25 protein-coding genes are annotated in these 26,581 nt (G+C 50.3%); 18 read left to right on the top strand and 7 right to left on the bottom strand.

Annotation, left to right across the window (positions count from 1 at the left end; all coding sequences use genetic code 11):
- Window positions 1–449 precede the first annotated feature (449 nt).
- From PGS10_RS01320 to PGS10_RS01310, 3 genes are read left to right on the top strand one after another with little or no spacing between them, the layout of a single operon-like run.
- Window positions 450–1,214, top strand: coding sequence for a restriction endonuclease (locus tag PGS10_RS01320; protein WP_316422428.1), 765 nt, complete (start codon window positions 450–452; stop codon window positions 1,212–1,214).
- Window positions 1,162–2,715 (top strand): DEAD/DEAH box helicase, encoded by a 1,554-nt coding sequence (locus tag PGS10_RS01315; protein ID WP_316422269.1) that lies wholly within the window; start codon window positions 1,162–1,164, stop codon window positions 2,713–2,715. Before PGS10_RS01320 ends, PGS10_RS01315 begins: the two co-directional genes overlap by 53 nt.
- A gap of 1 nt (window position 2,716) precedes the next feature.
- A complete protein-coding gene (locus PGS10_RS01310; RefSeq protein ID WP_316422268.1) occupies window positions 2,717–5,164 on the top strand; it encodes a sigma factor-like helix-turn-helix DNA-binding protein in 2,448 nt (815 codons plus the stop codon).
- Between the two features lie 817 nt (window positions 5,165–5,981).
- Here the strand turns inward: PGS10_RS01310 and PGS10_RS01305 are convergent.
- The gene (locus PGS10_RS01305) at window positions 5,982–7,289 is read right to left on the bottom strand and encodes an OprD family outer membrane porin (RefSeq protein WP_213797244.1); all 1,308 of its coding nucleotides are present in this window, start codon (window positions 7,287–7,289) and stop codon (window positions 5,982–5,984) included.
- A 61-nt stretch (window positions 7,290–7,350) separates the two neighbouring features.
- The gene (locus PGS10_RS01300; RefSeq protein ID WP_049060921.1) at window positions 7,351–8,145 is read right to left on the bottom strand and encodes a histidine phosphatase family protein; all 795 of its coding nucleotides are present in this window, start codon (window positions 8,143–8,145) and stop codon (window positions 7,351–7,353) included.
- Between the two features lie 360 nt (window positions 8,146–8,505).
- On the opposite strand from PGS10_RS01300, the gene surE reads away from it, so the two are divergent.
- The 6 genes from surE (at window position 8,506) to PGS10_RS01270 (ending at window position 13,740) form a co-directional block, all read left to right on the top strand.
- Window positions 8,506–9,375 (top strand): 5'/3'-nucleotidase SurE, encoded by an 870-nt coding sequence (gene surE, locus PGS10_RS01295; RefSeq protein ID WP_045394414.1) that lies wholly within the window; start codon window positions 8,506–8,508, stop codon window positions 9,373–9,375.
- A 276-nt stretch (window positions 9,376–9,651) separates the two neighbouring features.
- Window positions 9,652–10,605 (top strand): hypothetical protein, encoded by a 954-nt coding sequence (locus PGS10_RS01290; RefSeq protein WP_047048276.1) that lies wholly within the window; start codon window positions 9,652–9,654, stop codon window positions 10,603–10,605.
- Between the two features lie 21 nt (window positions 10,606–10,626).
- Window positions 10,627–11,214, top strand: coding sequence for a hypothetical protein (locus tag PGS10_RS01285; RefSeq protein WP_047048272.1), 588 nt, complete (start codon window positions 10,627–10,629; stop codon window positions 11,212–11,214).
- On the top strand, window positions 11,211–12,530 hold the full coding sequence (locus PGS10_RS01280; protein ID WP_316422267.1) for a sensor histidine kinase: 1,320 nt from the start codon (window positions 11,211–11,213) through the stop codon (window positions 12,528–12,530). The genes PGS10_RS01285 and PGS10_RS01280 overlap by 4 nt, the downstream gene beginning before the upstream one ends.
- Window positions 12,530–13,147 (top strand): response regulator transcription factor, encoded by a 618-nt coding sequence (locus PGS10_RS01275; protein ID WP_047048266.1) that lies wholly within the window; start codon window positions 12,530–12,532, stop codon window positions 13,145–13,147. The genes PGS10_RS01280 and PGS10_RS01275 overlap by 1 nt, the downstream gene beginning before the upstream one ends.
- A 95-nt stretch (window positions 13,148–13,242) precedes the next feature.
- The gene (locus tag PGS10_RS01270) at window positions 13,243–13,740 is read left to right on the top strand and encodes a GlcG/HbpS family heme-binding protein (protein ID WP_045394424.1); all 498 of its coding nucleotides are present in this window, start codon (window positions 13,243–13,245) and stop codon (window positions 13,738–13,740) included.
- 45 nt (window positions 13,741–13,785) lie between these two features.
- Here PGS10_RS01270 and PGS10_RS01265 read toward each other — a convergent pair whose 3' ends face one another.
- Complete coding sequence (locus tag PGS10_RS01265) at window positions 13,786–15,021, bottom strand: MFS transporter (RefSeq protein ID WP_316422266.1); 1,236 nt, start codon at window positions 15,019–15,021, stop codon at window positions 13,786–13,788.
- Between the two features lie 272 nt (window positions 15,022–15,293).
- Here PGS10_RS01265 and PGS10_RS01260 point away from each other — a divergent pair, with 272 nt between their 5' ends.
- The 4 genes from PGS10_RS01260 to PGS10_RS01245 all read left to right on the top strand — a co-directional run bounded on the left by PGS10_RS01260 (window position 15,294) and on the right by PGS10_RS01245 (window position 18,937).
- A complete protein-coding gene (locus PGS10_RS01260) occupies window positions 15,294–15,560 on the top strand; it encodes a DUF1778 domain-containing protein (RefSeq protein WP_015705366.1) in 267 nt (88 codons plus the stop codon).
- A complete protein-coding gene (locus PGS10_RS01255) occupies window positions 15,548–16,033 on the top strand; it encodes a GNAT family N-acetyltransferase (protein ID WP_316422265.1) in 486 nt (161 codons plus the stop codon). The genes PGS10_RS01260 and PGS10_RS01255 overlap by 13 nt, the downstream gene beginning before the upstream one ends.
- 71 nt (window positions 16,034–16,104) lie before the next feature.
- A complete protein-coding gene (locus PGS10_RS01250) occupies window positions 16,105–17,718 on the top strand; it encodes an FAD-NAD(P)-binding protein (RefSeq protein ID WP_316422264.1) in 1,614 nt (537 codons plus the stop codon).
- A 118-nt stretch (window positions 17,719–17,836) separates the two neighbouring features.
- A complete protein-coding gene (locus PGS10_RS01245) occupies window positions 17,837–18,937 on the top strand; it encodes an NADH:flavin oxidoreductase/NADH oxidase (protein WP_315710398.1) in 1,101 nt (366 codons plus the stop codon).
- 54 nt (window positions 18,938–18,991) lie between these two features.
- Here the strand turns inward: PGS10_RS01245 and PGS10_RS01240 are convergent, their stop codons facing one another.
- Window positions 18,992–19,150 carry a YqaE/Pmp3 family membrane protein gene (locus PGS10_RS01240; RefSeq protein WP_002903230.1) on the bottom strand — a complete coding sequence of 53 codons (159 nt, stop codon included), beginning with the start codon at window positions 19,148–19,150 and terminating at the stop codon, window positions 18,992–18,994.
- Window positions 19,151–19,410: 260 nt separating this feature from the next.
- Here PGS10_RS01240 and uxuA point away from each other — a divergent pair, with 260 nt between their 5' ends.
- Window positions 19,411–20,481, top strand: coding sequence for a mannonate dehydratase (uxuA, locus tag PGS10_RS01235; RefSeq protein ID WP_045394436.1), 1,071 nt, complete (start codon window positions 19,411–19,413; stop codon window positions 20,479–20,481).
- A 71-nt stretch (window positions 20,482–20,552) separates the two neighbouring features.
- On the top strand, window positions 20,553–21,887 hold the full coding sequence (locus PGS10_RS01230) for a gluconate:H+ symporter (protein ID WP_316422263.1): 1,335 nt from the start codon (window positions 20,553–20,555) through the stop codon (window positions 21,885–21,887).
- Window positions 21,888–21,937: 50 nt separating this feature from the next.
- Here the strand turns inward: PGS10_RS01230 and PGS10_RS01225 are convergent, their stop codons facing one another.
- Entirely contained in the window at window positions 21,938–22,423 is a 486-nt protein-coding gene (locus PGS10_RS01225) for a hypothetical protein (RefSeq protein ID WP_045366309.1), read from the bottom strand.
- A gap of 352 nt (window positions 22,424–22,775) precedes the next feature.
- Between PGS10_RS01225 and PGS10_RS01220 the strand changes: the two genes are divergently transcribed.
- On the top strand, window positions 22,776–24,152 hold the full coding sequence (locus PGS10_RS01220) for a pyridoxal-phosphate dependent enzyme (RefSeq protein ID WP_316422262.1): 1,377 nt from the start codon (window positions 22,776–22,778) through the stop codon (window positions 24,150–24,152).
- 9 nt (window positions 24,153–24,161) lie between these two features.
- Window positions 24,162–25,304, top strand: a complete 1,143-nt coding sequence (locus PGS10_RS01215) for a trans-sulfuration enzyme family protein (protein ID WP_316422261.1) — start codon at window positions 24,162–24,164, stop codon at window positions 25,302–25,304.
- 40 nt (window positions 25,305–25,344) lie between these two features.
- Here the strand turns inward: PGS10_RS01215 and PGS10_RS01210 are convergent, their stop codons facing one another.
- Both PGS10_RS01210 and PGS10_RS01205 read right to left on the bottom strand, forming a co-directional pair.
- Window positions 25,345–25,509, bottom strand: coding sequence for a hypothetical protein (locus PGS10_RS01210; RefSeq protein ID WP_074165369.1), 165 nt, complete (start codon window positions 25,507–25,509; stop codon window positions 25,345–25,347).
- A gap of 15 nt (window positions 25,510–25,524) precedes the next feature.
- The gene (locus PGS10_RS01205; RefSeq protein WP_045394442.1) at window positions 25,525–25,929 is read right to left on the bottom strand and encodes a YdeI family stress tolerance OB fold protein; all 405 of its coding nucleotides are present in this window, start codon (window positions 25,927–25,929) and stop codon (window positions 25,525–25,527) included.
- A gap of 144 nt (window positions 25,930–26,073) precedes the next feature.
- Between PGS10_RS01205 and PGS10_RS01200 the strand changes: the two genes are divergently transcribed.
- Window positions 26,074–26,577, top strand: coding sequence for a hypothetical protein (locus tag PGS10_RS01200; protein ID WP_047048243.1), 504 nt, complete (start codon window positions 26,074–26,076; stop codon window positions 26,575–26,577).
- Window positions 26,578–26,581 lie beyond the last annotated feature (4 nt).

The following is a 26,581-nucleotide window of genomic DNA, read 5'->3' as shown; positions in this document are numbered from 1 at the left end:
GGCTTCAGGCCTGTCAGGTGACTCCCAATGAACTTAACAGCCAGTTAGGTTGACTGTTGATTGAGGTAATTCTTTCTATTAACCATCTCATATCACATTTTCAAAACGAATATCTCATGTTATTGAAGGATTATCGGATTGATCTATTGAATAAAATACAGGTTGATATAGCATAGACGTGACCCGCCGCCTATTGAGTAGTACACCGTGATGTTAGTAATTGATATTTTTCGCCACATCCGGCATCGGTACCTCTGTCAGCTATCTTGCAGGCTTCTATATGGTTATAACCCATTGTTTCTATTGACATATCAGCTTTATCAGTATCCCTTTTAACTAGATTCGAGAGAAATCTCTTTTTCTTTTTTACGTAGGTGGAAGTTGTTTAGGGCAGGAAGCTTGGCATCACTCCGGCAAGTTGTCCCTACATTTCGCGGAAGCATGTGGCTATGGAGTTAATAAGTTTTTTTATGGAGGATAAAGGTGTTATGACGGTTTCTGTAATCCCGCAGTACAAACCTTTAATCGCAGAATTTAAAGACATCGATAAACTTTCTGCTTCGGACTTTGAAATTTTCGTTCGCGATTTGTTTGTCGCATCGGGATGGACCGATGCCGAAATTACCCAAACAGGCAAAGAATTCAAACACGGTGATGGCGGAGTCGATATTTTCGCCTGGAAAGGGAAACGAAAATTTGCTATTGAGGTGAAACAGCGGCAACTGGGTACGACAGTAGATGTGAAGGCTCTTAATCAACTAGTTACCGGCGCCACACTGGCTAATGTTACCTACAAAATTTTAGTTACCAACTCCTGGTTTACCTCTGAAGTGAAGGCGCGGGCATTACGACTCGGCGTCGAGTTGATAGACCGAGATGAGTTGCAAAATCTTTGGGTCATTAAGCATTCCGAGATTGGCCGTGACATTAAGCCGAGAACTTATCAGCAGGATGTGATTAACGAGGCCCTTGAACTTCATGCGGCAGGAAAGTCAAAACTGCTGATTGAAATGGCGACGGGATTAGGTAAAACCTATACCGTTGCCCACTTAATTAAGCGCTTATTCCAACAAAATAGCCGCAGGTCAAGAGTGCTATTTCTGGCTCATCAGATTGAGATTTTACTGCAATCTGTTACCGCATTTAAAAACGTTTTGGGTATTGGTAACTACAGTTTTTCTGCCTGTTTCGGTGGCGCACATCCCAAAGATTGATTTCGTCTTTGCGTCGTTTGATACTATCTATAGCAAACTCGATGCGTTATCTGCAGGGGTATTTGATTACGTCATTGTCGATGAAGCCCATCATACGCCGGCAAAAACCTATTCTACGGTGGTGTCCCTTTTCCAACCGCAGCTTCTGATTGGCCTAACCGCGACCCCGTACCGGACGGATAATCGCGATGTAGTGAGTTTCTTTGGTGGTGCCGATGGGCATATCGGTAAGTTTGATCTGGTTTGGGCACTCAAAAATAAAAAATTAGCATTCCCCAAATATCTTGTTCTTCTTGACGATCTGGATCAGGATAAGATCGATCAGCTCGAGAGCGGTCTTTCTCTATCTGATATCGATAAACTACTTTTTTTGCATAAAAAAGATCATGAGATTGTTCGCCTCATCGACAAAACTGTGGCCGAGCAGGGGATAGAGAACGTAAAAGGGATCATCTTTTGCCGAAACATCCAGCATATGAATCATCTTATTGCATTCTTTGAGCCCGGCACAGCCACCCTTGTGCACTCAAAAATGTATGACCAGGAACGACGAGAAAATATTCGATTGTTCAGGGAAGGGGATTATAAATATATTTTGGTGTGCGACCTGTTCAATGAAGGTATTGATATTCCAGAAACCAACCTATTGATCTTTATGCGTTATACCGGGTCACGTACAATCTGGTTGCAACAGTTAGGGCGTGGGTTGCGCAAAACCCCAAATAAAGAGTTTGTTCATGTCTTAGACTTTGTAGGATCCCTTGAGCGATTGAATGAGATTAAGGGCCTAGCAAAAGAGATAGAACAGCAGCCACGGTATCCCGATAGCTCTATTGATGATCCGGAGGAAATGGACGCGTCCAGGGTTTATCATGACAGTTCGCTAGATGTGCAATTCAGTGCAGAGGCTGCGAAAGTACTGACTCTGCTGGAAGAGATGAAATTGCAGCTTAATAGCCGCGATGTACTGTTAGATAAGCTGCGCCGATATCGAGAAGAAAATGCCGAGTTACCCTCCATTGCACAACTGGAACAAGAGTTAGATGACGTCAGCCTTGATCAAATTGCCACCCATTTCGGCTCTTATTTGAGCTACCTGACAATAGCATTCAATGAAGACGTGGATACTCATTCTATGCGTACGAGACTGATAGAATTTCTCGATACTTTTATCGGGGAGAACAATATGGCACCTAGTTTTTACACGATTTCACTGAATTTCGGTGTGAACCCGTTGTACGAATTCAGCGAAAAAGAGATTCAACAGCTTCTCCCTGATTACGACAACCTTGTCAATGCGCGAATTAAAGTGACAGCCCCGAAGGTCGTGAGTGATATGCCGGTGAAGGAAGTGGAAGTTTGCCCGTGGATCGAAACGTACCGGGGACAGTCTATGAACCTTGTCAGCTTTAAGCAATTACCGTCGGATGTGCAGGAACAGATTAAGAATAAATATCAATCGGCATTTGTGTTTCTCAAAAAGTTAAAAGACGCGCTTTAATATGAAAAAAATTGACATTGTTGTAGATCAAATTCAGCTCGACCGAGCCCTCAATAAACTCTTTCAAAACCTGGTTGAAGAAAGTCGGCTCACGCTCGGAGAAATGTGCAGTGCCTGGGAGCTCTGTGAAAAACTCAGCACGCAGCAATTTATGGCATTGAAGAAAAATGTCTATTTTGCAGATTTTCTGCGAGCAGTAGAGATTTATCCCCATCGGGGACAGAAGCTTTCAGTAGATGATGAGGAAATGAGGAAAATTGAAACTGAGGTTGGGGAACAGCCGGAGATGACGAGTGATGAGCCGGTGATGGAATGTCTGCAGATCCCTGCCTCCTATACTTTACTGGACACGATTCAATTACCTGATAGATTTATGAAACTAATCAGGAGGCTAAAAAACATACACTTGCTAAACCCCGATTTTGGACTCGGAGAAACCTTCGGCGAACTCGTCGCACTAACAGTTCATGAGCTGGCCGCACAGCCCGGGATAGGGGCACTATATATTGATACTTTTAAAGAATTGCAACAGTGGGCTAAGTCTGCACCGTCCTTTGAGGCTAACGGCACTCCTAATATTGGCATTGATTTCGCGAAGATGGATATCAGCCAGATGCGGTTGAGCCTTGCGGGCGTGGAAGACAACTATACGAAAGTACTGGAAAAGTTTAGTCGCTATCTTAAAAAGGAAGATATGGGCGAGATATTGCAGGCTATTCTGCATACTGAACATGAGCAATTAGCAGCCATTCCTGCTTGGGGAAAAGGTAGTATTAAACAGCTATTGGCATTTAGAGACAGGTTACGGGAAGAGATCATCTCTATCCAGAATGGTGATATTGACTACCTGGCGCTCGAGTCCGTATTGATCGTTCCAAAACGACTTATAAACTGCCCATTGAATAAACTTGAAGTTGTTATACTGGAAGATATCGAATCTTACTTCGATAAAAGCAGTGAAATGAAGGTCGACATTGCTCAACGGCGCTGGGGATTCGTCGAAGAAAAAAATACTCTCGAAGAGATCGGGGCCGATTACGCCGTATCAAGAGAGCGCATTCGCCAGATTCAGGCCGATGTAAAACAAGAATTCCTTGGACATATGCGTGTCAGTCAACCATCAGTTTGGGAGGCATTGGAGCCTGAGATTTCGCCGGACCTTTGTGTAAAAATGCAGACGCTTTTTTCCTGTTTCCACTCTGAACGTGACTTTTTTGAATTTCTGGATATGGTTTCAGGTCAGACAGACCTTATCGCTCATGCCTATCCCGAGATTGACAAGGCGATCCTGAATACCTACTTTGCCGAGAATGGCGCACCAATACACCTTGACGATATCCGGGAATTTATCCCCTCCGTCTGCAGCATAGAAACCCCCTATGTTGACAATGCGATTCGTCATCTTGCGCAACAAGGCGCCATCCTGCTTAAAGGTGAGAACGTCTACCCCCTGCAACTAAAGAAAGCTGAGGCCAGCGCCTGCGTGCTGATTAAACACCCTAAGGGTCTGCCTTGGCTGGATATTGCGAAATTAATCAATGGGAATAATTATTCACGTAGTCCTGTTTACGAGGACCGTCAGGATCAAGAAGCGTTAAACCAGCCTGAATATATCTACCTATCGGGCAAGGGTACCTACAAGCACACCTGTTTTATCGATCTCAATGCAGCGCAGATAGACGACATTTTTCTGGACATGATGGAATACGCCGAGAAAAATTCCCGCTCGGTTTTCCACTTGAGTGAGTTTTACCGGGCCTCGTGTAATATGAAAAAGCATGATTACTATGTCATTCGCCATTTTGTGAAACATTTCGGCGAGGATTACGGTTTTTACTTCGACGGAAAATCTCAGGCAGATTCGATAGGGATGGAGAAAGGTTTTAAAAACATCACGCAAAAGGATGTCATCATCGAAGCGATGAACAACAGCGATAAACCGCTAACGAAACCTGAAATTGCCAATTTGCTTAAGAGTAAAAGTCTAGCACATGCGTCGTTTTATCTGGATGAAATGATTGAGCGGGGGAGTGTTGTTCAGGTTGATCGCATGCTCTATACCACACCAGCCTGCGCCTATAAAAATATCGTCATCGACGACTATGTCGCGGCCCTTCATGACTTGCTTCTACATTTTGGTAAGCCAGTAGAGCCCTCCATTTTTAAAGCACAACTGAACATGCAATTTGAGCGAAGCTACTCGAAGTATTTCTATGCTTCTCTTGCCCGGTTAAATGCCAAAGCAAATGGCTGGCACCGTAAACATAGCCTTTATTCGGTCACGGAGATCCCTTTTAGCAATATCTCATCGGCGATGGATACGCACTGCGATTCCGGGGCTTCCTTGCAGCAGAATATTGATGCTCTTCAGGCAAATATCGCCATTACACGTGAAACGGCTGCCATTGCTATTCAAAACTGGCGTGCTGCACGATTTATGGTCAACTGATAACATAGCGAGAGGGCCTAGTGCATGGAACTGAAGCTGGGATGCTTACACTTACACGTAAGCTATACAATAGGTATCCTGAACAGGAAGGATACCTTATCCTTGACGGTACGTCCGGCTTCAATACGACGATGATCTGGTGTTCAGTGAATCGGATCTTACGCATAGCGATCTACTCAGGTGACATAATCAGTGTGTCGGAAGATCTCTAAAAGTGAATGGGCCGTTTTGCCGGGATACTTACATTACCATTTCCGCTGACTGCTACAACTCAGGACAGCGGTTTCCAACAGACAGACGAATACAAAGGCTATATAAGGAATATAGAAGGGAAGTCACCTACAAATCTGGTGTAAGACAGACTTAATGCAATATAAGGGAGGTATCTCAAAATTGACAACAGGCTGATTTCTATGGGCGCATGATTAAACAAAGAAGTAATAGACTTATGGATGTAATTTAACATAATATACATTATGCGCACTTGCATGGAGCGTGACGGATAACGGCGTTTAACGTTGTGCATTACTGTGGTTCCTGCTGGCCTGTGCTTGTTCCGTTCTCGTAGCTATCCAATCAAACTGGTCATCTATCGTTGCTCTGTCTGCGACGAGCGCCATTCAGCCTTAATGATATCCGCAATCAGACATGTCGCTTTCTTTCTCCAACAATCATCTCCGGCTGTCAGATTACATCGCGGACAACAACATCATTATGTCGTTGTCCGCGTCTACAATATCATTCTCAACATGGCGTTTTCACGGCTCATCGTTCGCCATCGCTCCCGGACGGCTTCGTCCTCGCCATGTCATCCCGATCAGAACACCTTAAATCGATATTCCATGATGACTTCCGAAGACAGCGTGTTGGTACGTGTATAATGGCCATCCGTAAGGACTGGCGTTTTTCCTTGCGTCTTGTATGACCATCCCGGCCCGAACATTGCCCAAAAGGTGAAGTTTTTAAACATGGACTGCGTTGGAACCCAACGGCTAAAGGCATTGATTTCCCCGGTGCGCACATGATTCCCCTTATAGTTAAATTGCCCGATGTTTCCCGCCAGGCCCACGGCTAATTCAGGCGTTAACCGATATTCGGTGATGTTCGCCAGCACCAGTTCCCCATCACGCATGTAATCGTCGCCAGCGTAGGCCATAGAAATAAATGTTCCCCGGGAATTTTTGCTCATGTGGCGTGGATAAAACCCGACTTCATCTGCTTTTTTAGCATTGGTGTAGCCAATGCCCATTTTGCTATTCCAGCGTTCACCTTTCCAGGTCGCGTCCAACGCAAAATGCCAGGCATTATTGTCAAAATCCCGTTTACTCGCGGGCATTGCACGGTAACTTTCCATGGCGTGGGTGCCGTATACCTGAGTGCCTATCGTTAGCTGCGTATCAGGTCGAAACTGCGTAAACAGCAGGTGCCGCTGCAGATAGCCTTTGCTCTCACCATAAGCATACTGTGCATCAAAATTTTTTCCCCGCCAGAGAATTTCTCCGCTTGCCAGGTGGCTAATATATTCACCGGTATTGGTCTGAAATCGCTTTTTATCTGGTGAGTTTCTGTCCATGGAATTTTCAAGCCATGCCCCTCTTATGGTAAATGGACCGTAGCTTAAAGCACTGCTTACGCCGGAATACGTTGTCGGCGAAAGCCTGTTAGATGTTGAAATAACGCCGTAATTTTTCAGCATCTGCCATCCCCAGCGCGCGTTTAGCTGAGCACCAGAAAGCGTGTAGTTAAGCTTCACATTACGTTGACCAAACTTTGAATACCCTTCTGCATTGCTTTTTTTGTTACCAGTCCCATTGTTATAAAGCACGCCGCGGGAGTTGAAATAGTCGCTGGCGCCCAACTTTATCGCGCTATAATACGATACGTCGAAGCCGATAATATCGGCTAAATAACCAGACTGGTATTCTGCTGAAAATCCCTGTCCCCAGGCGTTGTGTACATGTTTAGGGTTGGCATTTTCCTCCTTAAGATATTTCCAATAATTCTTTGCAGAGACAGTGAGCTGTGAGTCAGTAAAAAAAGGATCTTCAAAAATAGCGTCTGTAGCGGCCCATACAGGCGTAACCAGCCCGCACGCTATTAACGCGGCAGTTATATTTTTAAACATTTTTATTTCCTGAGAAAAGATCCGCCATAGCATATTTATGGCGGAAAACTAAACTGTCAGATTATTTATGGTTTAGTGAAACCTTGCCTGCTTCAACGTATTTCATGGTGCCAATTTCTGGCACACTGTATTTACCATCGTGATAAGTGATTTTCACCACCGCAGCATTCGACAATGGCAGATTTTTGGCCGGGTCGTCCGTCAGATCGGAAATCATTATCTGAATCGCGGTACCTGAAGAAATGGCCAGAATATTTTTATCACCCTCTTTTTGGGCATTTTCTACAATAGTTGCCAGCGCAGCTTGTGTCCGTTCTTTTACCTGCTCATAGTTTTCCGCTAGTTGTTTAGGATCGGATTTGGCCAGCGCGTTCTGGCTTTCGCTTACCGAAAGTGTGCCAGCTTTCATCGCCTTAAAAAGCGCTTTACTGTCCGACATCCCTAGTGCGTGTGCGCCTGCATTGGCCATATCGACATTATAACCGCCTTCAAAACCGCCAAAAAACGCCTCTCGCAGGCCTGTCATTTCGGTTAAATGATAATCCGTTACGCCAGCCTGTTTAAGAATCACTGCCATGGTTTCGCGCTGCCGTCCCGCATCACTGGAATAAAAACGATCAAATTTTATCCCTTTGAGTCCCTCACCTAAATATTGAGCAACCTGCACCCCATCCTTCGTCAATGGGGAATCAATCCAACCTTGCACGCGGTCAAACGAATTAAGCAGCGTTTTCCCATGACGCGCAAAATAAATATTGATGACCTCCTGGTCATTTTTATCGTTACTTTTCGCCATCAGCAGTGGACTGGTAACGGCGGTAACAGCCATTAAGGCCCCCAGAAATAATTTTTTCATTTTATAAGAATCCTTTTCTATAGCCAAAAAAAAACCTACGTACTCTTCAGCGCCCTGGCATGCAGGTGGAGAAGAAAACGTAGGTTTTGCCTGTTGATACAGTAACAATCCAGCTATTACGGACCCTATCACTAATGCTTTTGAATTGCACTTAATCTATAACGATGATTTATGTAAATGTGATCCTCCTCATATCAACCGTATTTCCGTCTGGACGTAAATATCTGCAGTACGTATTTTAAATTCACTTGGGATTGTTACTTTTTCAGGCAAAACCTAAGGCCGTTTCTGTACTCGTTGCAGGAGCGGCCTTAGGTTTTTTTTTGCATTGTATCTACCCTAGGATTAACAGGAGTTTCGATGAACAAGTCATGTATTGCCGCAGCGCTGATCTCTGCATTCACTTTCACCGTAAGCGCCGCCCCGCTTAAAATTTTGATTGTAAACGACGATGGTTGCGAATCTCCGGGCAGTATTTCGCTTCAGGAAAAACTCACGCAAAAAGGTTTTGAGGTATGGATGGTCGCTCCTGCCACCAATCAGAGCGGCATCGGTTCGGCCATTACCTTCAAAACGGGTAAAATCTTTGATGTAAAGAAAGCTGCTGATAAACGCTACTGCTTCCCGGGAACGCCTGCTGATGCGGTTGATTTCGGCTTACGGGGACTACTCATTAATAATCAGCCGGACCTGGTTATCTCTGGCGTCAACGATGGCCCGAATACCGGGATGGCCCAGGTCAATTCAGGGACGGTAAGTGCGGCAGCCAGGGCTGTACGTTATGGTTTCCCGGCGATTGCGGCCAGCATTGGGTATATCTTTACCGAAGATGAAATGAAGAATAAATGGCCAAGCACACATAAATATTGGCCTGATGCGGTGGATTATGTGGTTGAGGTTGTTGAGACCCTGAATCGTAATCATGTTCCTGGTTCACCTTTGGTGCCTAAAGGATCGGGTTTAAGCATTAACTATCCGCCGCTGCCAAAATCAAAAATTAAAGGTGTGCACTATATCGAAAATGAGATGTTCCCTACCCCACAGATTGGTTATGATATTTTACCTGATGGACGCGCCAAACAAATCATCAACCCGGCATCGTTAAAGAACGTTGAGAACGATACCGATTCCGGCTGGCTTAATAAAGGTTATATCACCTACACCCTCTTTGATGGGGCAACGAACGCGCCGCAATTTCAGGCGCAATATGAAGCACTGCTGAATAAATAATTCACCAGTTTATTTCACAACTTTGTACCATCCACTTCGTTCCTGCCGGCGATACACTAAATCGCTGGCAGGCGATGTTTTCAATTTTTCATCACCGCCTAATTATATTGCTCAAGCCCTCATCCGTACTGTACGACGCGTACCCTTCCAATATCAGGTAAATACTTGATTGAGTTCAAAAGTTAGTCTATTTCGGACTATTCCTGGTTGTTTATGGTTTTTTTAACATCTAACCTCATTTTTCTATAATTCCACAATTCACGTAGCGAGCAGCTCATGACCTTCCCTGCACATTCTTCAAATCTGCCCGACTATGGGTTTGCTCGTAGCCTGGGACTAGCCTCTGGTAGTGATTTTGATTTTACCGCGCTGGCCGCACAACTGGACTGCTCCCGTGATTTCTCTCAAGCCGGGATAATCTATTCCGACGGAATGAATCGCTGGCTTGTGCGCCCTTCACGTAGAATCGCCACACCAAACCAAAGTAGCGTTAGCCATGTTATCGTGACAAAAATTGCATCCTCGACGCCGCACAATGCCGCAAAAGCCACGATCAAAACGCTACAAGCACCGTCACTGGCTAATGAAATTACCTCCACGGCTATAGCCTGCGGCGCTGCCGTGGTCACTGTCTTTTTAGCGCTTGGAGCTGGCGCGGCCATCCCCCTCACCGCCGGAGCCTCAGGCGTGGTGGCAGCAATGATCACTGCAGGTGGTGTGGCTACCGGTTTACAGTGTTTTATCGGTAGCGGACGTCTGTTAGCTATCGGTATCGGCCATGAGGAGGATATTGCCTGGCTTGACAGCCAGGACTGGTATACCGCAACCTCAACAGCCCTGGATATCGTTTCTTTAGCTGGCGCTGGTGCGGGTTTAAAAAGTACCATTGCAACATATAAATTAATGAAAGCCAGTTCCTCCTCCGGGGCGATAAACTGGCTCAAAAGTCTGAGCCGGGCCGAGCGTAAGCGTATTACAGAAGAAATCATCCGCGCCCAAAATCCAGGAATTTCTAACGGTGGAATTAAGGCGGCCATGCAGGCGCAGCTTTACCCTAAGCGTTTCCCGTCTGAGGCTATACAGCGTTCTTTGCAGCGCGAATTAACGAATGCGGTTATTAATACCTCAGCCTTCGCGGGGAGCGCGCTCACCGGAACAATACGCCACCCGCAAAATATGACGCAATCCGGTAAGTACGTCATCGGCGTTATACAGTCGTTCTCATTTTAGATAGTTAAAGCACTCGGCATAATGAAATATATTAATGACAGTCTCAAACTGGGCACCATCGTTGAGCAAAGGATAAAGGAGCAGGATCCTAAGCAGTTAGAGTCCGCGAAAATGTACTTGATGGAGCGTATGGGAACGCCTGTCGGGTTGCATACGGCTGGCGTGCCTTTTATTTTAAGCGCGCTGTTAAGCGTAATAAGTTTTGCTATGCCGCAGCTAACGCTTTGGGGAGCCATCTTTCAGTGGTTTTCCTGGCCCGCGCATGCTGTTTTTGCTGGTATCATCCCCACAGGTTTACTCTATTGTCTGCTGATCTTCCCGTCGATGACGCTGTTCTCTCGGGGTTTTCTGGCGGCGCTTAAGTTCTATCTAGGTCTGATTTTCCTGACCGCCGCGCTCGCCGCGGGAAATCTCGTTTACGCATTCATTTCGGTATTCATATTTGGCGGGCATGCCGGTTTGCTTATAAGTGCTTTGGTTGGTGTATTGTTTAGCGCTGGGAGCATCAAACTCATTAACAGCGCTATGTTTGTAAAAACCTCAGCATTTTATTTACATAATCGAGTTTGGCGCTGGCAATTAAAACATCATGCACAAAATGCGATATGATAAAAAACCTCTGCTGGCTCATGCTGACGTTGTTAAGCTCGACGGGGCTTGGCGCCTGGTTTCTTCAACAGCAATATGACGCGCGCTCCGCCGACTTCCGCATCCTGTATCGAGAAATCACGGTAAAGGTGTCGCAGCACGATGCCATCATCCCCCTGCTTCCGGCCGGTCAAAATGCCGCCGAAGTCCAGCAGATCCTGCCGCAAATCGTGCAATGGCGCCGCTACGATTCCCTTGAACCGCGACGCCCCATCGTCGCGCAAAGCCCTGCACGCTACTGGCTGAATCTTCCGGGCATCTCCCTGCAGATTGATTTGAACACCCTACTTAACAGTCTCAATGAGAAAAAGACATTCAAACATCTTGCCATTCTCTGGGACGATACCACGTTGCTTGAGGAAGGTACCGCCTCTGCCAACACCTGGTGGCGTTGGGAGAAAACCGTCGCCAGCCCGACGCAGCCGCTGCGGATTAGCGCAGGCGATAACCCGCAGTGGCATCAACTGCCGTGGTGGCTGATACTTTCACCGGCACTGTTCTGGGCGGTGATTATCTATCTCGTTAATCAGTATCGAACCAATAAACGCCGACGGGATATCGCCGATTTACGCTCTCGCTATGGCGAACTTACTCGTCTTAATACCATGGGCGAACTTGCCGCCGGCATCGTACATGAGCTTAATCAACCGTTGACCGCCATCATGAGCTATAACCAGGCGGCAGTGCGCCTGATTAAAAAAAATGATCCCGTGCGGATCCCCGAACTACTTGAGGCCTCAGTGTTGCAGATAAAACGCATTGACGCCCTGCTCAGCCAGTTTCGTCTCAAGCTCACTAGTAAGCGCGCCGAATATCAGCCGGTGGATCTTCCGTCTCTGTGGCTACGCGTTTGCGAATTACTGGATAACGAGATCGGCGCGGGGAAAGTTCGTATCTCCAGCCATTTTCCGTCGGACCTCCCCGCGCTTCCTGCGCCGCCGCTATGGGTGGAGCAAATACTGCATAATATCGCCAGCAATGCCATTCAGGCGCAAGGCGCAAATGCTCCCGGTAGCGCATGGATTCATTTGCAAGCTGAGCGAGTGAATGACGGTATTACCTTAACTATTACTGATGGCGGACCAGGGTTATCGACTGAAGCGCTGGAGCAGATATTTATGCCGTTTTATACCACCCGTAGCGACGGCGTTGGGTTGGGCATGGCCCTCACCGATACTCTCGTCCAGCGCCTTAATGGCACGATAGAAGCGAGCAATATCACCGGACAAGGCGCCTGCTTCCGGCTATGGTTTCCGCTACGCACGGAGGAAAAGTAATGGAACAGTATATCTGGTTAATAGATGACGATGCGGCAATCCGCGATTCATTGAGTCTGCTGCTCTCAACCGTTGGCTGGCAGGCGCAGGCTTTTGATAGCGCACACGCTTTTCAACATCAGGCAGGGAATCTTGCTGAATTAACCGGCTGTATGCTGCTGGATATCCGCATGCCGGGGAAAACCGGGCTGACGCTGCTCGATGAGTGGCGCCGGCTGGGTTTAACCTTACCGGTTATTATTATGACCGGGCACGGTAATATTGATTTATGCCGTCGCGCCTTCAAAAATGGCGCCTTTGAATTTTTAACCAAACCCATTGATGCCGACCTGCTATTCGAAGTGGTCGGCGAAGCGATGGCGCAGCAAAAAGCGCATCTCGAACGACAACAAATATTACTGCCGCTGCAGGAAAAGCTCGCCACACTTACCGCCCGCGAACATGAAATGCTCCAGCAGTTGATTCAGGGATATTCCAGTAAAGAAATCGCCCGTTTATGCTCGCTATCGCCGCGTACCGTCGAAGCGCATCGCGCCAATATTTTTAGCAAGCTTGAAGTTAACTCGCTGCCCAAACTGTTAAAGATTTACGCTGATGTCGCCAGTGGTTCTAAGTAAAAATACCTGGTACGTTCGGTATTCGCGGCAATAGTCGCCATGCTCCCTGCGCCCTAGTATTGGCCTATCGCCACTCAACACGACGGAGCATCACTATGAAACGTATTCTTCTTAGCGCCATTCTGCTCGGTAGCCTGGTCACTACCGCCAGCGCCGCCACGGGCGTACTCAGCCAGCAAAATTTGTCACTTGAGCTCGCGGATAAAATCGCGCAAAGCACGCTTCAGGCCTGCGTCAAAGATGGCTATAACGTCGCCGTCACTCTGGTCGACCGTTCCGGTACGCCACTATTGATGAAGAGAATGGATAATGCCGGCCCGCATACCGTCGAAGCCAGCCGTATGAAAGCATTCACCGCGCTAACCACTAAAAACGCCACCAGCGCTGTCATGAAAGGTTCTCAGTCCAACGCCGGAGCCGCGAATCTGCGCGATATACCCGGTTTTCTGCTATTAGCTGGCGGAGTGCCGGTTAAGATGGGCAACCAGGTCATTGGCGCGGTTGGCGTCGGCGGCGCGCCGGGGGGAAATTTTGACGAAGCCTGCGCAATTGCCGGGTTGAAATCTATCGAAGGCGAACTTAACCAGGGCTAATCCAAAGCGCGGGTAGACTATTGCTACCCGCTTTGCCATAGCGGGTTACCGACTCACATGCTGCATGGCGTTTTGCTCAACCGCCCCGCTTATCTTCTTCGCTCGACTTTCTTGACCAAAGAAGGTCAGTATCGCGATAATGATCGCTACCGTACCGGCAACAATTGCCATCGCCAGTCCATAGTTCTGACCATGATGTTCCGCGATCGTGGCCTGCAAAGTCGCATTAACCGAAGCAATAAGATTACCCAGTTGATACACAAAGCCCGGCAGCACCGCCCGGGTATTCGCTGGAACCAGTTCATTCAGATAGGTCGGGACCACGCCCCAGGCGCCCTGAACCATGAACTGCATCAGGAATGCGCCGATTCCCAACATCAGTGAACCGCTAGCGAATGCCCACAGCGGGATAACCGGTAGCGCCAGCAGCGAGGCGGTTATAATGGCCTTTTTACGACCAATCTTCTCGGAAAGCGAACCGAACAGCACCCCGCCGATGATCGACGCAATATTGTAAGTGACCGCAATAATACTGATCGTTTTCGGATCAAAGCCGTGCTGCACTTTCAAAAATACCGGATACAGGTCCTGGGTGCCGTGGGAGAAGAAGTTGAACGCCGCCATCAGTACCACCAGATAACAGCACAATTTCCAGTGCGCTTTCAGTACCGGCAGTAGCGCCGTGCTCTCCTTTTTCGCCCGTGACGCCAGCCATACCGGGGACTCCTGCACGCAGAACCAGATAAACGGCAACAGCAAAATAGGCGCAGCGCCGATAACAAACATCCCGCGCCAGCCGAGTAAATCAAATAGCAGCCCATAAGCGACGGCGGCAATCAGATAGCCAAACGGATAACCGGCCTGGAAAATTCCTGACATCAGCCCCCGGGAACGATCCGGAATGGTTTCCATTGACAGCGACGACGCCACGCCCCAAATACCGCCCATCGCCACGCCATACAGCACTCTTAACACCAGAAAAATCATTAATGACGGCGCCACGGCGGACAACAGCTCGAATATCGAAAAGAAGATGATATTCAACATCAGGATCGGCTTACGGCCATATTTCTCGGCGAGCCGACCAAAAATGAGCGCGCCGATAGGCCGTACGGCAAGCGTCAGTAATATCGCCAGCGTGACCTTTTCCAGCCCAACGTGAAACGTCTGGGCAATGTCACTCAGTAAGAAGACGAGGAGGAAAAAATCGAAGGCATCAAGTGTCCAGCTTAAGAAGCTGGCAATGGCGGCATTGCGCTGTAGTGAAGTCCAGCCTAACATCGTGTTATCCCTATCCTGGCACAGCGGCCTGGAGATGTAGCAGCTAGCCGAAAGAACATGCAGGGCCAACTGCATATGTAAATGTAAAGTTTCTTAAGTTACCCATATGTTAAATACACCCAACAATCGTATGGCTGCAAGTTAATTAGCATGCTAATTTGTTTCAAATTAAGTATATGTCCCCTGATACCCCGCGCAGGCAGAATGTATAGCATTTGATATACAGCTGTTCTACAATGAGCTGTATACCAATTGCTATACGGGAAAAGAAGATGAAATCAGATATCCAACTCAACATCCGGGCGAAGGAGTCCCAGCGGGCGCTGATTGATGCGGCCGCTGAAATTCTGCATAAATCACGGACCGACTTTATCCTTGAAATGGCCTGCCAGGCGGCAGAAAACGTCATTCTCGACCGTCGGGTGTTTAACTTAAGCGATGAACAATACGCCGAATTTATCGACATGCTGGATGCGCCGGTTGAAGCTAACCCCGCTCTCGATAAATTGCTGGCGAGAAAACCGCAATGGGAAAAGTAAGCGCGCCGACGCCGCTATCTTCACACCACCAGATTGCGGAATTTTGTTGTGGAGAAACGGTTCTCGATCAATGGCTAAAACAGCGAGGATTGAAAAACCAGGCTCAGGGCGCCGCGAGAACCTTTGTGGTCTGCAAGGAAGATAGCCACCAGGTGGTGGGGTTTTATTCGCTAGCCACCGGCAGCGTTAATCACACGGAAGCCACTGGCGGCCTGCGGCGCAATATGCCCGATCCTATCCCGGTCATCATTCTCGCCCGCCTGGCGATCGACTGCGCTTTTCACGGACAGGGGCTGGGGGCCGATCTACTCCATGATGCGCTCTTACGCAGTTATCGCGTTGCCGAAAATGTTGGCGTATGTGCCCTGATGGTCCATGCTCTGACCGATAGCGCGAAACGATTCTATCTACACCACGGATTCAAAGCCTCAACCACCCAGGAACGCACACTTTTCCTCGCTTTGCCTAAATAACTCCACCTTTCGTCATTTTCTCTACCACACTTATCTTTCAGTTCGGGAACCGCACCAAAGGAAGGATAACGATGAAGAAAGTGGCGATTGTCGGCGTCGGGCCGACCGGGATATATACCTTTCATTCCCTGGTTGAACGGGGTGAGCCGCTGGAGATAGTGCTCTACGAGCAGGGTGAAGAGGCTGGCGTCGGCATGCCTTATAACGATGAGCATAATTCAGCGCAAATGCTGGCGAATATCGCCAGTATCGAAATTCCCCCCATCTATATTACCTATCTGACGTGGCTACAAAATCAGAGCGAAGACTGGCTCACCCGGTATGGCATTGAGCGTGAGGCCTTACATGAGCGGCAGTTTTTACCGCGTGTGATCCTCGGCGACTATTATCGCGATCGGTTTCTCGCACTGTTAGAGAAAGCAAGGTTAGCGGGGTTCAAAGTTAGCGTGCGCGAGTCCTGCGAGGTGACCGATATCCAGGCAGAACAGGATGGCGTCAAACTGTGGGTTAACCATGCGCCCACGGCGGAACGCGCGGATTTTGCCGTTATCACCACCGGACATCTTTGGCCGCAGGATGATGATTCCCCCCGCGAATATTATCCCAGTCCCTGGAGCGGCTTGATGCAGGCGCAGATAGCCCCGTGCCGGGTCGGTATCATGGGGACGTCACTCAGCGGCATTGATGCCGCCGTCGCCGTCGTCATTCAGCATGGCCACTTTACGACTGACGAGGATGAGAGCGTCCATTTTCGGCTTCATGACGCCAGCCACAAACTCCACATTACTCTGATGTCGCGAAACGGCATTCTGCCCGAGGCCGATTTCTACTGCCCCATCCCCTATGAACCGCTGGAGATAGTCACCCATCAGGCGCTGGAAGCGGCCATTGCCGAGGGGAGCGAGGGATTGCTGGATCGTGTATTCCAACTTATCGTCAAAGAGCTGGAACTCGCCGCGCCGCACTGGTGCAAGCAGATAGGCTTACGCCAGCTCAACGCAGATACATTCAGCGACGCCTGGTTTGTCGACAGAAAACGCCACGATCCCTTCGCCTGGGCGCAAGCCAATTTGCAGGAAGTGGAACGCAACAAACAGCAACAGCATACCGTGCCGTGGCGGTATACCATTCTACGATTGCATGAAGTGATTGAGATGATTGCGCCGCATCTTAACGAACGCGATCGTGAACGCTTTAAAACAGGGCTCGCCCGGGTATTTATCGATAATTACGCGGCCATTCCGTCGGAATCGATTCGCCGCCTGCTGGCGTTACGGGAGGCAGGGCTTATTAGTATTCTGCCGCTGGGGTCCGATTATCAACTGGAAGTTCAACCACAACGAACGGTCATCCACCATCACAATCAACGCAGCGAATTTGACGTCTTTATTGACGCCAGAGGCCAAAAGGCGCTGAAGAGTAAAGACATCCCTTTCCCGACGCTGCGCCAGCAGCTTCTCGCCTGTGGTGATGAAATCCCGGATATTGGTGACGATTACACCCTGCAGGCGCCGGCGTGCGCTCGCGGACGCATTGCCTTCGGCGCGCTGCCGTGGTTGATGCATGACCGCCCTTTCGTTCAGGGCCTCGTCGCCAGCGCGGAAATCGGCGCCGCGATGGCGAGAGCGGTTTCACAACAGGCCAGCGGTCGCCGGCGCAAGCTGTGGTTCAGCGATGAGTGGTGATCCATCAGCATGCGAATAACGACGAACAGCGTCTTAAGCGCAACAACGGAAAAGAGGCCGCCATTCAGGCATGCTACAACTAAAGGTCATCAGGCAGCACAACGCTTACGAGGTACTTATGAGTCAACTATTTAGCCCTGCGCGAATTGGCAAACTGGAGCTGGAAAACCGTATTGTCATCGCCCCGATGTGCCAGTACTCCGCGGATAATGGCAAAGCAACCGCCTGGCACCGCATTCATCTCGGTCAACTGGCTTTTTCCGGCGCCGGTTTATTAATTATCGAAGCCAGCGCCGTCGAGCCTGCGGGCCGCATCTCCCCGGCGGACGTCGGCTTGTGGGACGATGAAACCGAAGCCGCCCTGTACCGGGTACTGGAAGATGTTCGCGCCTATTCAGCAACCCGCATCGGTATCCAGCTGGGACATGCCGGGCGCAAAGCTTCCGCCGCTGCACCCTGGCTTGGCGGCGGTCAGTTAGCGCTGGATAACGGCGGATGGCAAACCGTCGCCCCATCCGCGCTGGCATTCCATGACGGCGACCGGGCGCCGAAAGCGCTGAGCCATGACGATCTGGCGCGGCTTAAGCAAGCCTTTGTTGATAGCGCGCGACGCGCCGAACGCCTGGGAATTGAATTGATAGAGCTGCATGCCGCGCACGGCTATCTGCTGCATCAGTTCCTCTCCCCGTTGAGCAACCAGCGTACAGATGAATACGGCGGTTCGCTGGAGAATCGCTTACGTTTCCCGCTGGAGGTGTTCCAGGCAATACGGGAGGCGGTCAGCGAAAATATCGCCGTCGGCGTGCGACTTTCGGCGACGGACTGGGTGGACGGCGGTTGGGATACCGCGCAATCCATCGTCTTTAGTCAGCAGCTTGAAGCGCTGGGTTGCGACTATATTCACGTTTCCAGCGGCGGATTGTCGCCACAGCAGGCGATTCAGGTCGGTCCTGGCTATCAATTACCGTTCGCCCATGAAATCCGCCAGCAGATCAACGTTCCGGTCATTGGCGTAGGGTTAATCACAGAACCGCAGCAGGCTGAAGATGCCCTGGTAAACGGCGACGCCGATCTGATTGCCATCGCCCGCGCTGCGCTCTACAACCCACACTGGCCGTGGCAGGCTGCGGCTGCTCTGGGGGCCCAGGTTAGCGTGCCGCCGCAATATCTGCGCTCGGAGCCGCATGGTCTGAAAGGTACGTTAAAAGCTAATTGCTGAGACTATACGAAGCGAATGATAGCGGCGCATCAGCGCCGCTAGATTACGGCAGGGTTAATCGCGGGTTTGCACCCAGAACGCGTGGATGAGACCAGGAATGTAGCCCAGCAAGGTCAGAATTATATTCAGAATGAATGCCCAGCCGAAACCTTTACCCAGCAGTACGCCCAGCGGCGGCAGGATGATAGTAAATACGATTCTCCAGAAACCCATACACTCTCCATACAAACAAAATTAACGACTTAAAAAAGAGACCTCGTCTCTAAGCATAGTAATTCTACCTGATGCCGCCACGTTAGCCGCCCTTTTTACCCGATTTTACGCATCTTGTAATGACTATTGCGTCAGCGAGTGCAATTCATCCGATGTATGGTTTTGTGAGTTCGATCATGTCCTCCACTACGCATTGTCGTTATCCTTAATTCAACTTGTATGGTAGTAGACTATAAACAACGCGGTAAGGAAAAGTTTTCATGCAAATGACGATGCGCTGGTTTGGGCCAGACGAAGATAAAGTCACTCTTGAACAGATCCGTCAGGTTCCGGGGGTGGAAGGTGTGGTCGGCGCGCTGTACGACGTTCCGGTTGGCGAAGTCTGGCCGCGGGAGAAAATTAAGGCGTTAGTCGAGCAGGCCCACGCTAACGGTCTGACGATGGAAGTTATCGAAAGCGTGAATATTCACGACGCGATTAAAATCGGGTTACCGGAGCGCGATCGCTATATCGCCAACTATCAGCAAACTATCCGTAACCTCGCCGCCTTTGGCGTTAAGGTCATCTGCTACAACTTTATGCCGGTTTTCGACTGGATGAAAACCGACATGAACTACCGGCTGGCGGACGGGTCGCTGACGATGGCTTTTGAAAAAGCCGGCATCGATAAAACGCTGGAACAGGTCGTCTCGGAAGTGCTCAGCAACGCCAACGGCTATGCTCTGCCGGGCTGGGAGCCAGAACGTTTAGCGCAGGTACAGACGCTATTCGACAGCTATAAAGCGGTCGATGATGACAAATTGCGAGAAAATCTGCTCTATTTCCTGGAAAAAATTATCCCGGTCTGCGAAGAGGTCGGCGTGAAAATGGCCATTCATCCTGACGATCCGCCGTATTCTATTTTTGGTCTGCCGCGCATTATTAAAAACCGCGACGACCTCGACTGGTTGTGTCGCGCGGTGGATTCACCGGCAAACGGAATTACCTTATGTACCGGCTCTATTGCCGAGGAGCCGCAAAATAATGTTTATCAAATCCTCGCGGAATTCAGCCAGCGCGGGCGCATTCATTTCGCTCATGTGAGAAATATTAAAATCATAAAAGATAAAGATTTCTACGAATCGGCGCACCCTACCCGCTACGGCTCGCTCGATATGTATCGGGTGATGCAGGCGCTGCACGACAACGGCTTCGACGGCTATATTCGTCCCGATCATGGCCGTTTTATCTGGGGTGAAACCGGCCGCCCGGGATACGGCCTGTACGATCGCGCGCTCGGCGCCACTTACCTGCTGGGATTATGGGAAGCGCTGGAAAACCAGCACGCCTGATCCGCTCTTCACTCAGGTGCCGGAGTTCTCCGGCACTGAAAATATAATAAAATCTCTGTTGGGAGGATGCCATGTCTCCAGCCCTGGCTCTGCTATGGGTGGTGGTCGGTATTGCGCTACTGGTCATCATGAATCTGAAATACAAAGTCCACAATATTTTCGCCTTGTTAATTGCCGGCCTGTTTGTCGCCATTATGGAGGGCGTGCCCCTCGATAAAATCGTCTCGATGGTTCAGCAAGGACTGGGCGGAATAATGGGACACCTGGCGCTGATCATTATATTCGGCGCTATCATCGGCAAATTCATGACTGAATCCGGCGCCAGCCAGCAGATTGCCGATACGGTCATCAGGCGTTGCGGCACCCGTTATCTGGCGGTCGGCTTGATGTTTATCGGCGTCATCTTCGGCATCGCCATGTTTTATGAAGTGGCGTTTTTGATTGCCATGCCGCTGGTTCTCAACATCGCCAGCAAAGCCAATATCCCGTGGATGAAACTGGTTATACCGACGGTCGTCGGCGCCACCATGGGCCATAGTTTATTTCCGCCACAGCCGGGGCCGGTTGCATTAGTCAGCGCCTTCCAGGCAGATATTGTTCAGGTTTATCTGTACGGAATTATCGTTATCATCCCGGCGCTGTTCTGTGCGGGGATTTTATTACCCGCCTGGCTTCCGGGCATCCGCGAGATGAAGCTGAATGCCATGATTAAACCACAGGAGGAGAAACCCGCGGAGGCGCTGCCGTCGTTTGCGGTCAGCATTGCTATTCCGCTGATCCCCGCGATATTAATGATTGCGTCTTCGCTGATTCAGTCGCTGTTTGGCGCGACCTCTTCTGCGGCAAAATTCTTCCTGTTTCTCGGCAGCGCGGAAATTAGCATGCTGCTGGCGACCGGCGCCGCAATCTGGCTGCTCGGCTGCCGCCGCGGTATGAACGCCGTTCAGGTTAACCACTGCGTAACGGATTCGGTCGCCAGAATTGCCAACGTCCTGTTCGTCATCAGCGCCGGCGGCATTCTCAAACAGGTTATTATCGATTCCGGCGTCGGCGATCATATCGTCACGATGATGAGCCACGTCCCGCTGTCGCCGTTTATTATCGCCTGGTTGATTACGGCGATTATTCGTATTCTTACCGGCCAGGGCGCCGTGGCGGCAATTACTTCAGCCGGGATTGTTTCGCCGATGGTGACCGCGTTTCACCTTAATCCGGCGCTGATGTGTCTGGCGGTGGCCTGCGGTAGCAATACCATTACTCTGATGTATGACGGCGGGTTTCTGCTATTTAAGGAAACGTTTGGTATCTCGATGCGCGATACCTTTAAGACCTGGGGCTTACTGGAGCTTATCAACTCGGTGGTGGGTCTGTTGATGGTGTTATTACTGAGTCTGTTTATTTCCTGATAAAATACACCGCGGCGAGAATAGTATCGCCGCGGTAGCAGTCCAGTATCTTACTGCTGGCCGGCCGGCGCCTGCTGAGCTGGCGCTTGCTCCGGCGCGATACTCTCTTTTATCTCTTTAGTTTTATTGGCGGCATCGGCGGAAAGCTGGTTGGCTTCAACGATGGCGTTATCTTTAATTTTTCCCGCCTCTTTCATGATCGCATCGCTTTTTTGCTGCGCATCCTGTTTAACCGCATCCGCTTTATTTTTCGCATCCTGGGCAATCGCGTCGGCTTTCTTGTCGGCTTCAGATTTAATACTGCTGGCCTGGTTTTTCAGGCTATCAGCTTCATTATTGGCCTGCGTTTTGATGTCGTCGATCTGCTTATCCGCTTCTTGCTTAATGGCCCGCGCTTTATCGGCGGCCGCATCTTTAATTTGTTCCGCGTTATCTTTGGCCTGATCCAGTTTATTGTCGACTTTCGATGAGTCATCGCAGCCAAACAACGCCAGGCACAATGCAGAGGTAATCAGCGTTTTATTCCACAGTTTCATCAGTATTCCCTTATCGGTCCAGGTGGTAATCCAGTGACGGTCATAGCCTTGCCGTATCGGCATAGTCAATTTATTTATAATCGCTATGCCTGGAGAGTCAAGCTATCGATAATTTTCAGTAATGCTTTGCCGGAAAACGCATAGACAGGTTAAAGGCAGCGGCTAATTTGCTTAAAAACAAGGCAAAAAACCGCTATTCCAGCAATCGATACGCCCGGGCGGATAACCTGCTTTCCTTCTGGATGGCTAAAAAGCATCTTATATTCCATTTTGCGCTAAACGGCAGATTTATGTTCTTTAAAATGCCGTTTTTACAGTTCTACCATTCAGCTATCTCGATACGAATGGGTAAATGGTTATGTCACTCTTTCACTCTGTAAGCGACCTGATTGGTCATACCCCGCTGTTACAGCTGCATAAACTGGATACCAGCCCGTGCAGCCTGTTCCTGAAACTGGAAAACCAAAACCCCGGCGGTTCGATAAAGGATCGCGTGGCGTTGTCGATGATTAATGAAGCCGAGCGCCAGGGAAAACTGCGCCCCGGCGGCACCATCATTGAAGCCACCGCCGGTAATACCGGGCTGGGGCTGGCGCTGATTGCCGCCCAGAAAGGCTACAAACTGATCCTGGTGGTACCGGACAAAATGAGCCGCGAGAAAATTTTCCATCTGCGCGCGCTGGGCGCCACCGTGCAGTTAACCCGCTCGGACGTCAACAAAGGCCATCCCGCCTATTATCAGGACTACGCCCGCCGTCTGGCGGAGGAAACGCCGGGCGCGTTTTATATTGACCAGTTCAACAATGAAGCCAACCCGTTGGCTCATGCCACCACTACCGCGCCGGAGCTGTTTGAGCAGCTCGATGGCGATATTGACGCCGTGGTGGTCGGTGTCGGCTCAGGCGGTACCCTGGGCGGTTTGCAGGCGTGGTTTGCGGAACATTCGCCGAAAACCGAATTTATTCTTGCCGATCCTGCGGGGTCGATTCTGGCGGATCAGGTAGAGACCGGACAATACGGTGAAACCGGCTCCTGGCTGGTGGAGGGGATTGGCGAAGATTTTATTCCCCCGCTCGCCCATCTGGAGAAAGTACGCAAAGCATGGCGGGTGACCGATCGTGAAGCGTTCGCCACCGCCCGGCAACTGCTGCAGGTGGAAGGTATCCTCGCCGGATCGTCAACGGGCACCCTGCTGACAGCAGCCCTGCGCTACTGCCGGGCGCAGTCCACCGCTAAACGGGTGGTGACCTTCGCCTGCGATAGCGGTAACAAGTACCTGTCGAAAATGTTCAACGATGACTGGATGCGCCAGCAAGGTCTGCTAAGCCGTCCGACGCGCGGCGATCTTAGCGATTTTATTGCCCTGCGTCATGACGAAGGCGCAACCGTCACCGCCGCGCCCGACGATACGCTGGCTGCCGTCCTTGCTCGTATGCGCCTGTACGATTTCTCCCAGCTGCCGGTGCTGGAAAACGGTCACGTGGTAGGCATCGTCGATGAATGGGATCTGATAAGCCACGTCCAGGGCGACAGCCGGCGTTTCGCGCTGCCGGTCAGAGAGGCGATGACCCGCCATGTCGAAACCCTGGATAAGCACGCCCCGGAAAGCGCGCTTAAAGATATCTTCGACCGTGGACACGTCGTGGTCGTCACCGATAACGATCGGTTTATCGGCCTGATTACCCGTAGCGACGTCCTGACCACCTGGCGTAACCGACTGGAACAATAAGGAACGAACATGAAAAACTTACAGACGCTCAGCGTCCATAGCGGCATTTTTAACGACCAGCATGGCGCGGTGATGCCGCCGATTTACGCCACCTCCACCTTTGCCCAGCCCGCGCCGGGCCAGCATACCGGCTACGAATATTCACGTAGCGGTAATCCGACCCGCCACGCGCTGGAGACGGCCATCGCGGAGCTGGAAAGCGGTAGCCGGGGTTTTGCTTTCGCTTCAGGCCTCGCGGCCATTTCCACGGTACTGGAACTGCTGGATAAGGACAGCCACCTGGTAGCGGTAGATGATGTTTATGGCGGCACATACCGACTGATTGAAAATGTTCGCCGTCGTAGTGCCGGGTTACAGGTCACCTGGGTAAAACCTGACGATCTGCCAGGCATCGAGGCCGCAATCCGCCCTGATACGCGGATGATTTGGGTGGAAACGCCGACCAATCCGTTACTCAAGCTGGCCGATCTTGCGGCCATTGCCGAGATTGCCCGTCGACATAACATTATCAGCGTCACCGATAATACCTTCGCCTCACCGATCATTCATCGCCCTATCGAACTGGGCTTTGATATCGTGGTGCATTCGGCGACCAAATATCTCAACGGCCACTCGGACGTGGTTGCCGGTCTGGCGGTGGTTGGCGACAACCCCGCGCTAGCCGAGAAGCTGGGCTATCTGCAAAACGCCGTCGGCGGCGTACTTGACCCATTCAGCAGCTTCCTGACCCTGCGCGGCATTCGCACCCTGGCTCTACGGGTGGAACGTCATAGCAGCAACGCTCTGCTGCTGGCGGAATGGCTGGAGCAGCAGCCGCAGGTCGAGAAAGTGTGGTTCCCCTGGCTCGCCAGCCATCCTCATCACGATCTGGCTCGCCGACAGATGGCCCTGCCAGGCGGTATGATTTCCGTTGTGGTCAAAGGAGATGATGACTACGCCGGGCGCATCATCAAAAAACTACGGTTATTTACCCTGGCGGAAAGCCTGGGGGGTGTGGAAAGCCTGGTGAGCCAGCCATTCAGCATGACCCACGCCTCCATTCCGCTGGAACAGCGGCTGGCGAATGGCATAACGCCGCAGTTGATCCGACTCTCGGTAGGTATTGAAGATCCGCAAGACCTGATCGCTGACTGGCGAAACGCGCTACGTTAGTAAACGCTAACCCCGCGCACCGCGCGGGGTATCATTAGCCTCAGCAGAAACAAACCGCTTTGGCGTTTTCCGTCGGATGATAGGGATCGCTTTTGTGATCGTCGCTATCATCCCGTTTACGTGGGATCTCACCGTGTTTACCCGGCTCTTCGCGCGCCGGGTGTTTACCGCGTTTATCCAGTTCATGGTGATGCGCTCTGCTCATCGTCTGGCTCTCCGGTTAATTGGGCGCCTGTTGGCGCAGCTTATCAACCCGCACCAGCGGCGGCGTCATTTTGCTATCCAGGCTTCCGTTAATGCTCACCAGTTTGTCCGGCTTGATTTCCTGACCATCAAAAACGGCTGCCGGAATAATGGCCGCAATGGTGCCGGTCTTATCACGGAACAGATAGCGGTCGTCGCCTTCATGCTTAATCACATTGCCGCGCAGGGAAATAGTCGCGCCGTCGTGCATAGTTTTCGCCTGTTCAATGGTCATAATCCGGCCATCCTCCATACCGCGATAGCCGTCGTCCAGCTGGTGCGGTGGCGGCGGCGCAGCATCGTTTTTAAAACCGCCCTTTTCTTCAGCCCAGACGCCAGCGGTGAGTAACAAACAGAGTGTCGCGATTAGCTTTTTCCTCATTATTTCACCTTTCATGTCAGCAGACTGTTATTAAAGTCTGGCCGCTGATAGCGATTTTAACAACGTCAATAATTCTGATATCAGCTAAAATAACAACGTCGCTATCGCTGCGTTAAATATAAACATCATGCTGGAGCCCAAATAATGGACAATAATCAACAGGATCCGCCAGAGATAAACGAGAATCTACAGGCGCTACGCTTCGAGTATAACTTCCGGCGCTACGGGGTGGTTTTTCTCGCCATTATTATCATTGCTGCATTATGCGGTTTATTTTCATCTGGCATCCTGAGTTCCGCCCATCATGAGAATTCCGCTTCATCGTTAACGGTAGACTATGACCGTTTTGCCAGACTAATGAGCGAAACCGAAGTCAATATTCAGGTGAAAAACAGTAGCCTCGCTCATACCTCAGTGGATTTTTCACCCACGTTATTAAGCCATTACCAAATTGGCGATATTCGACCGCAGCCCGATAAAATGTACAGCGCTAACGGTCATCTGATCCTGGTTTACAATGAAAATAGCCGTGGCGCGCCGCTTTCAGTGTGGTTATCCATCACGCCAAAAACTTTCGGCAACCTTTCCACGACACTGCAGGCGAATCAGCAACCCGCCGTCACCTTTAACCAATTTGTCTTTCCGTAGGAGC

The organism is Klebsiella sp. 141153 (assembly GCF_032601995.1).
In the GTDB taxonomy this organism is placed as follows: Bacteria; Pseudomonadota; Gammaproteobacteria; order Enterobacterales; family Enterobacteriaceae; genus Klebsiella; species Klebsiella aerogenes.
Note: the sequence above shows the minus strand (reverse complement) of the source record. Positions and strands in the feature narration are given on the sequence as shown.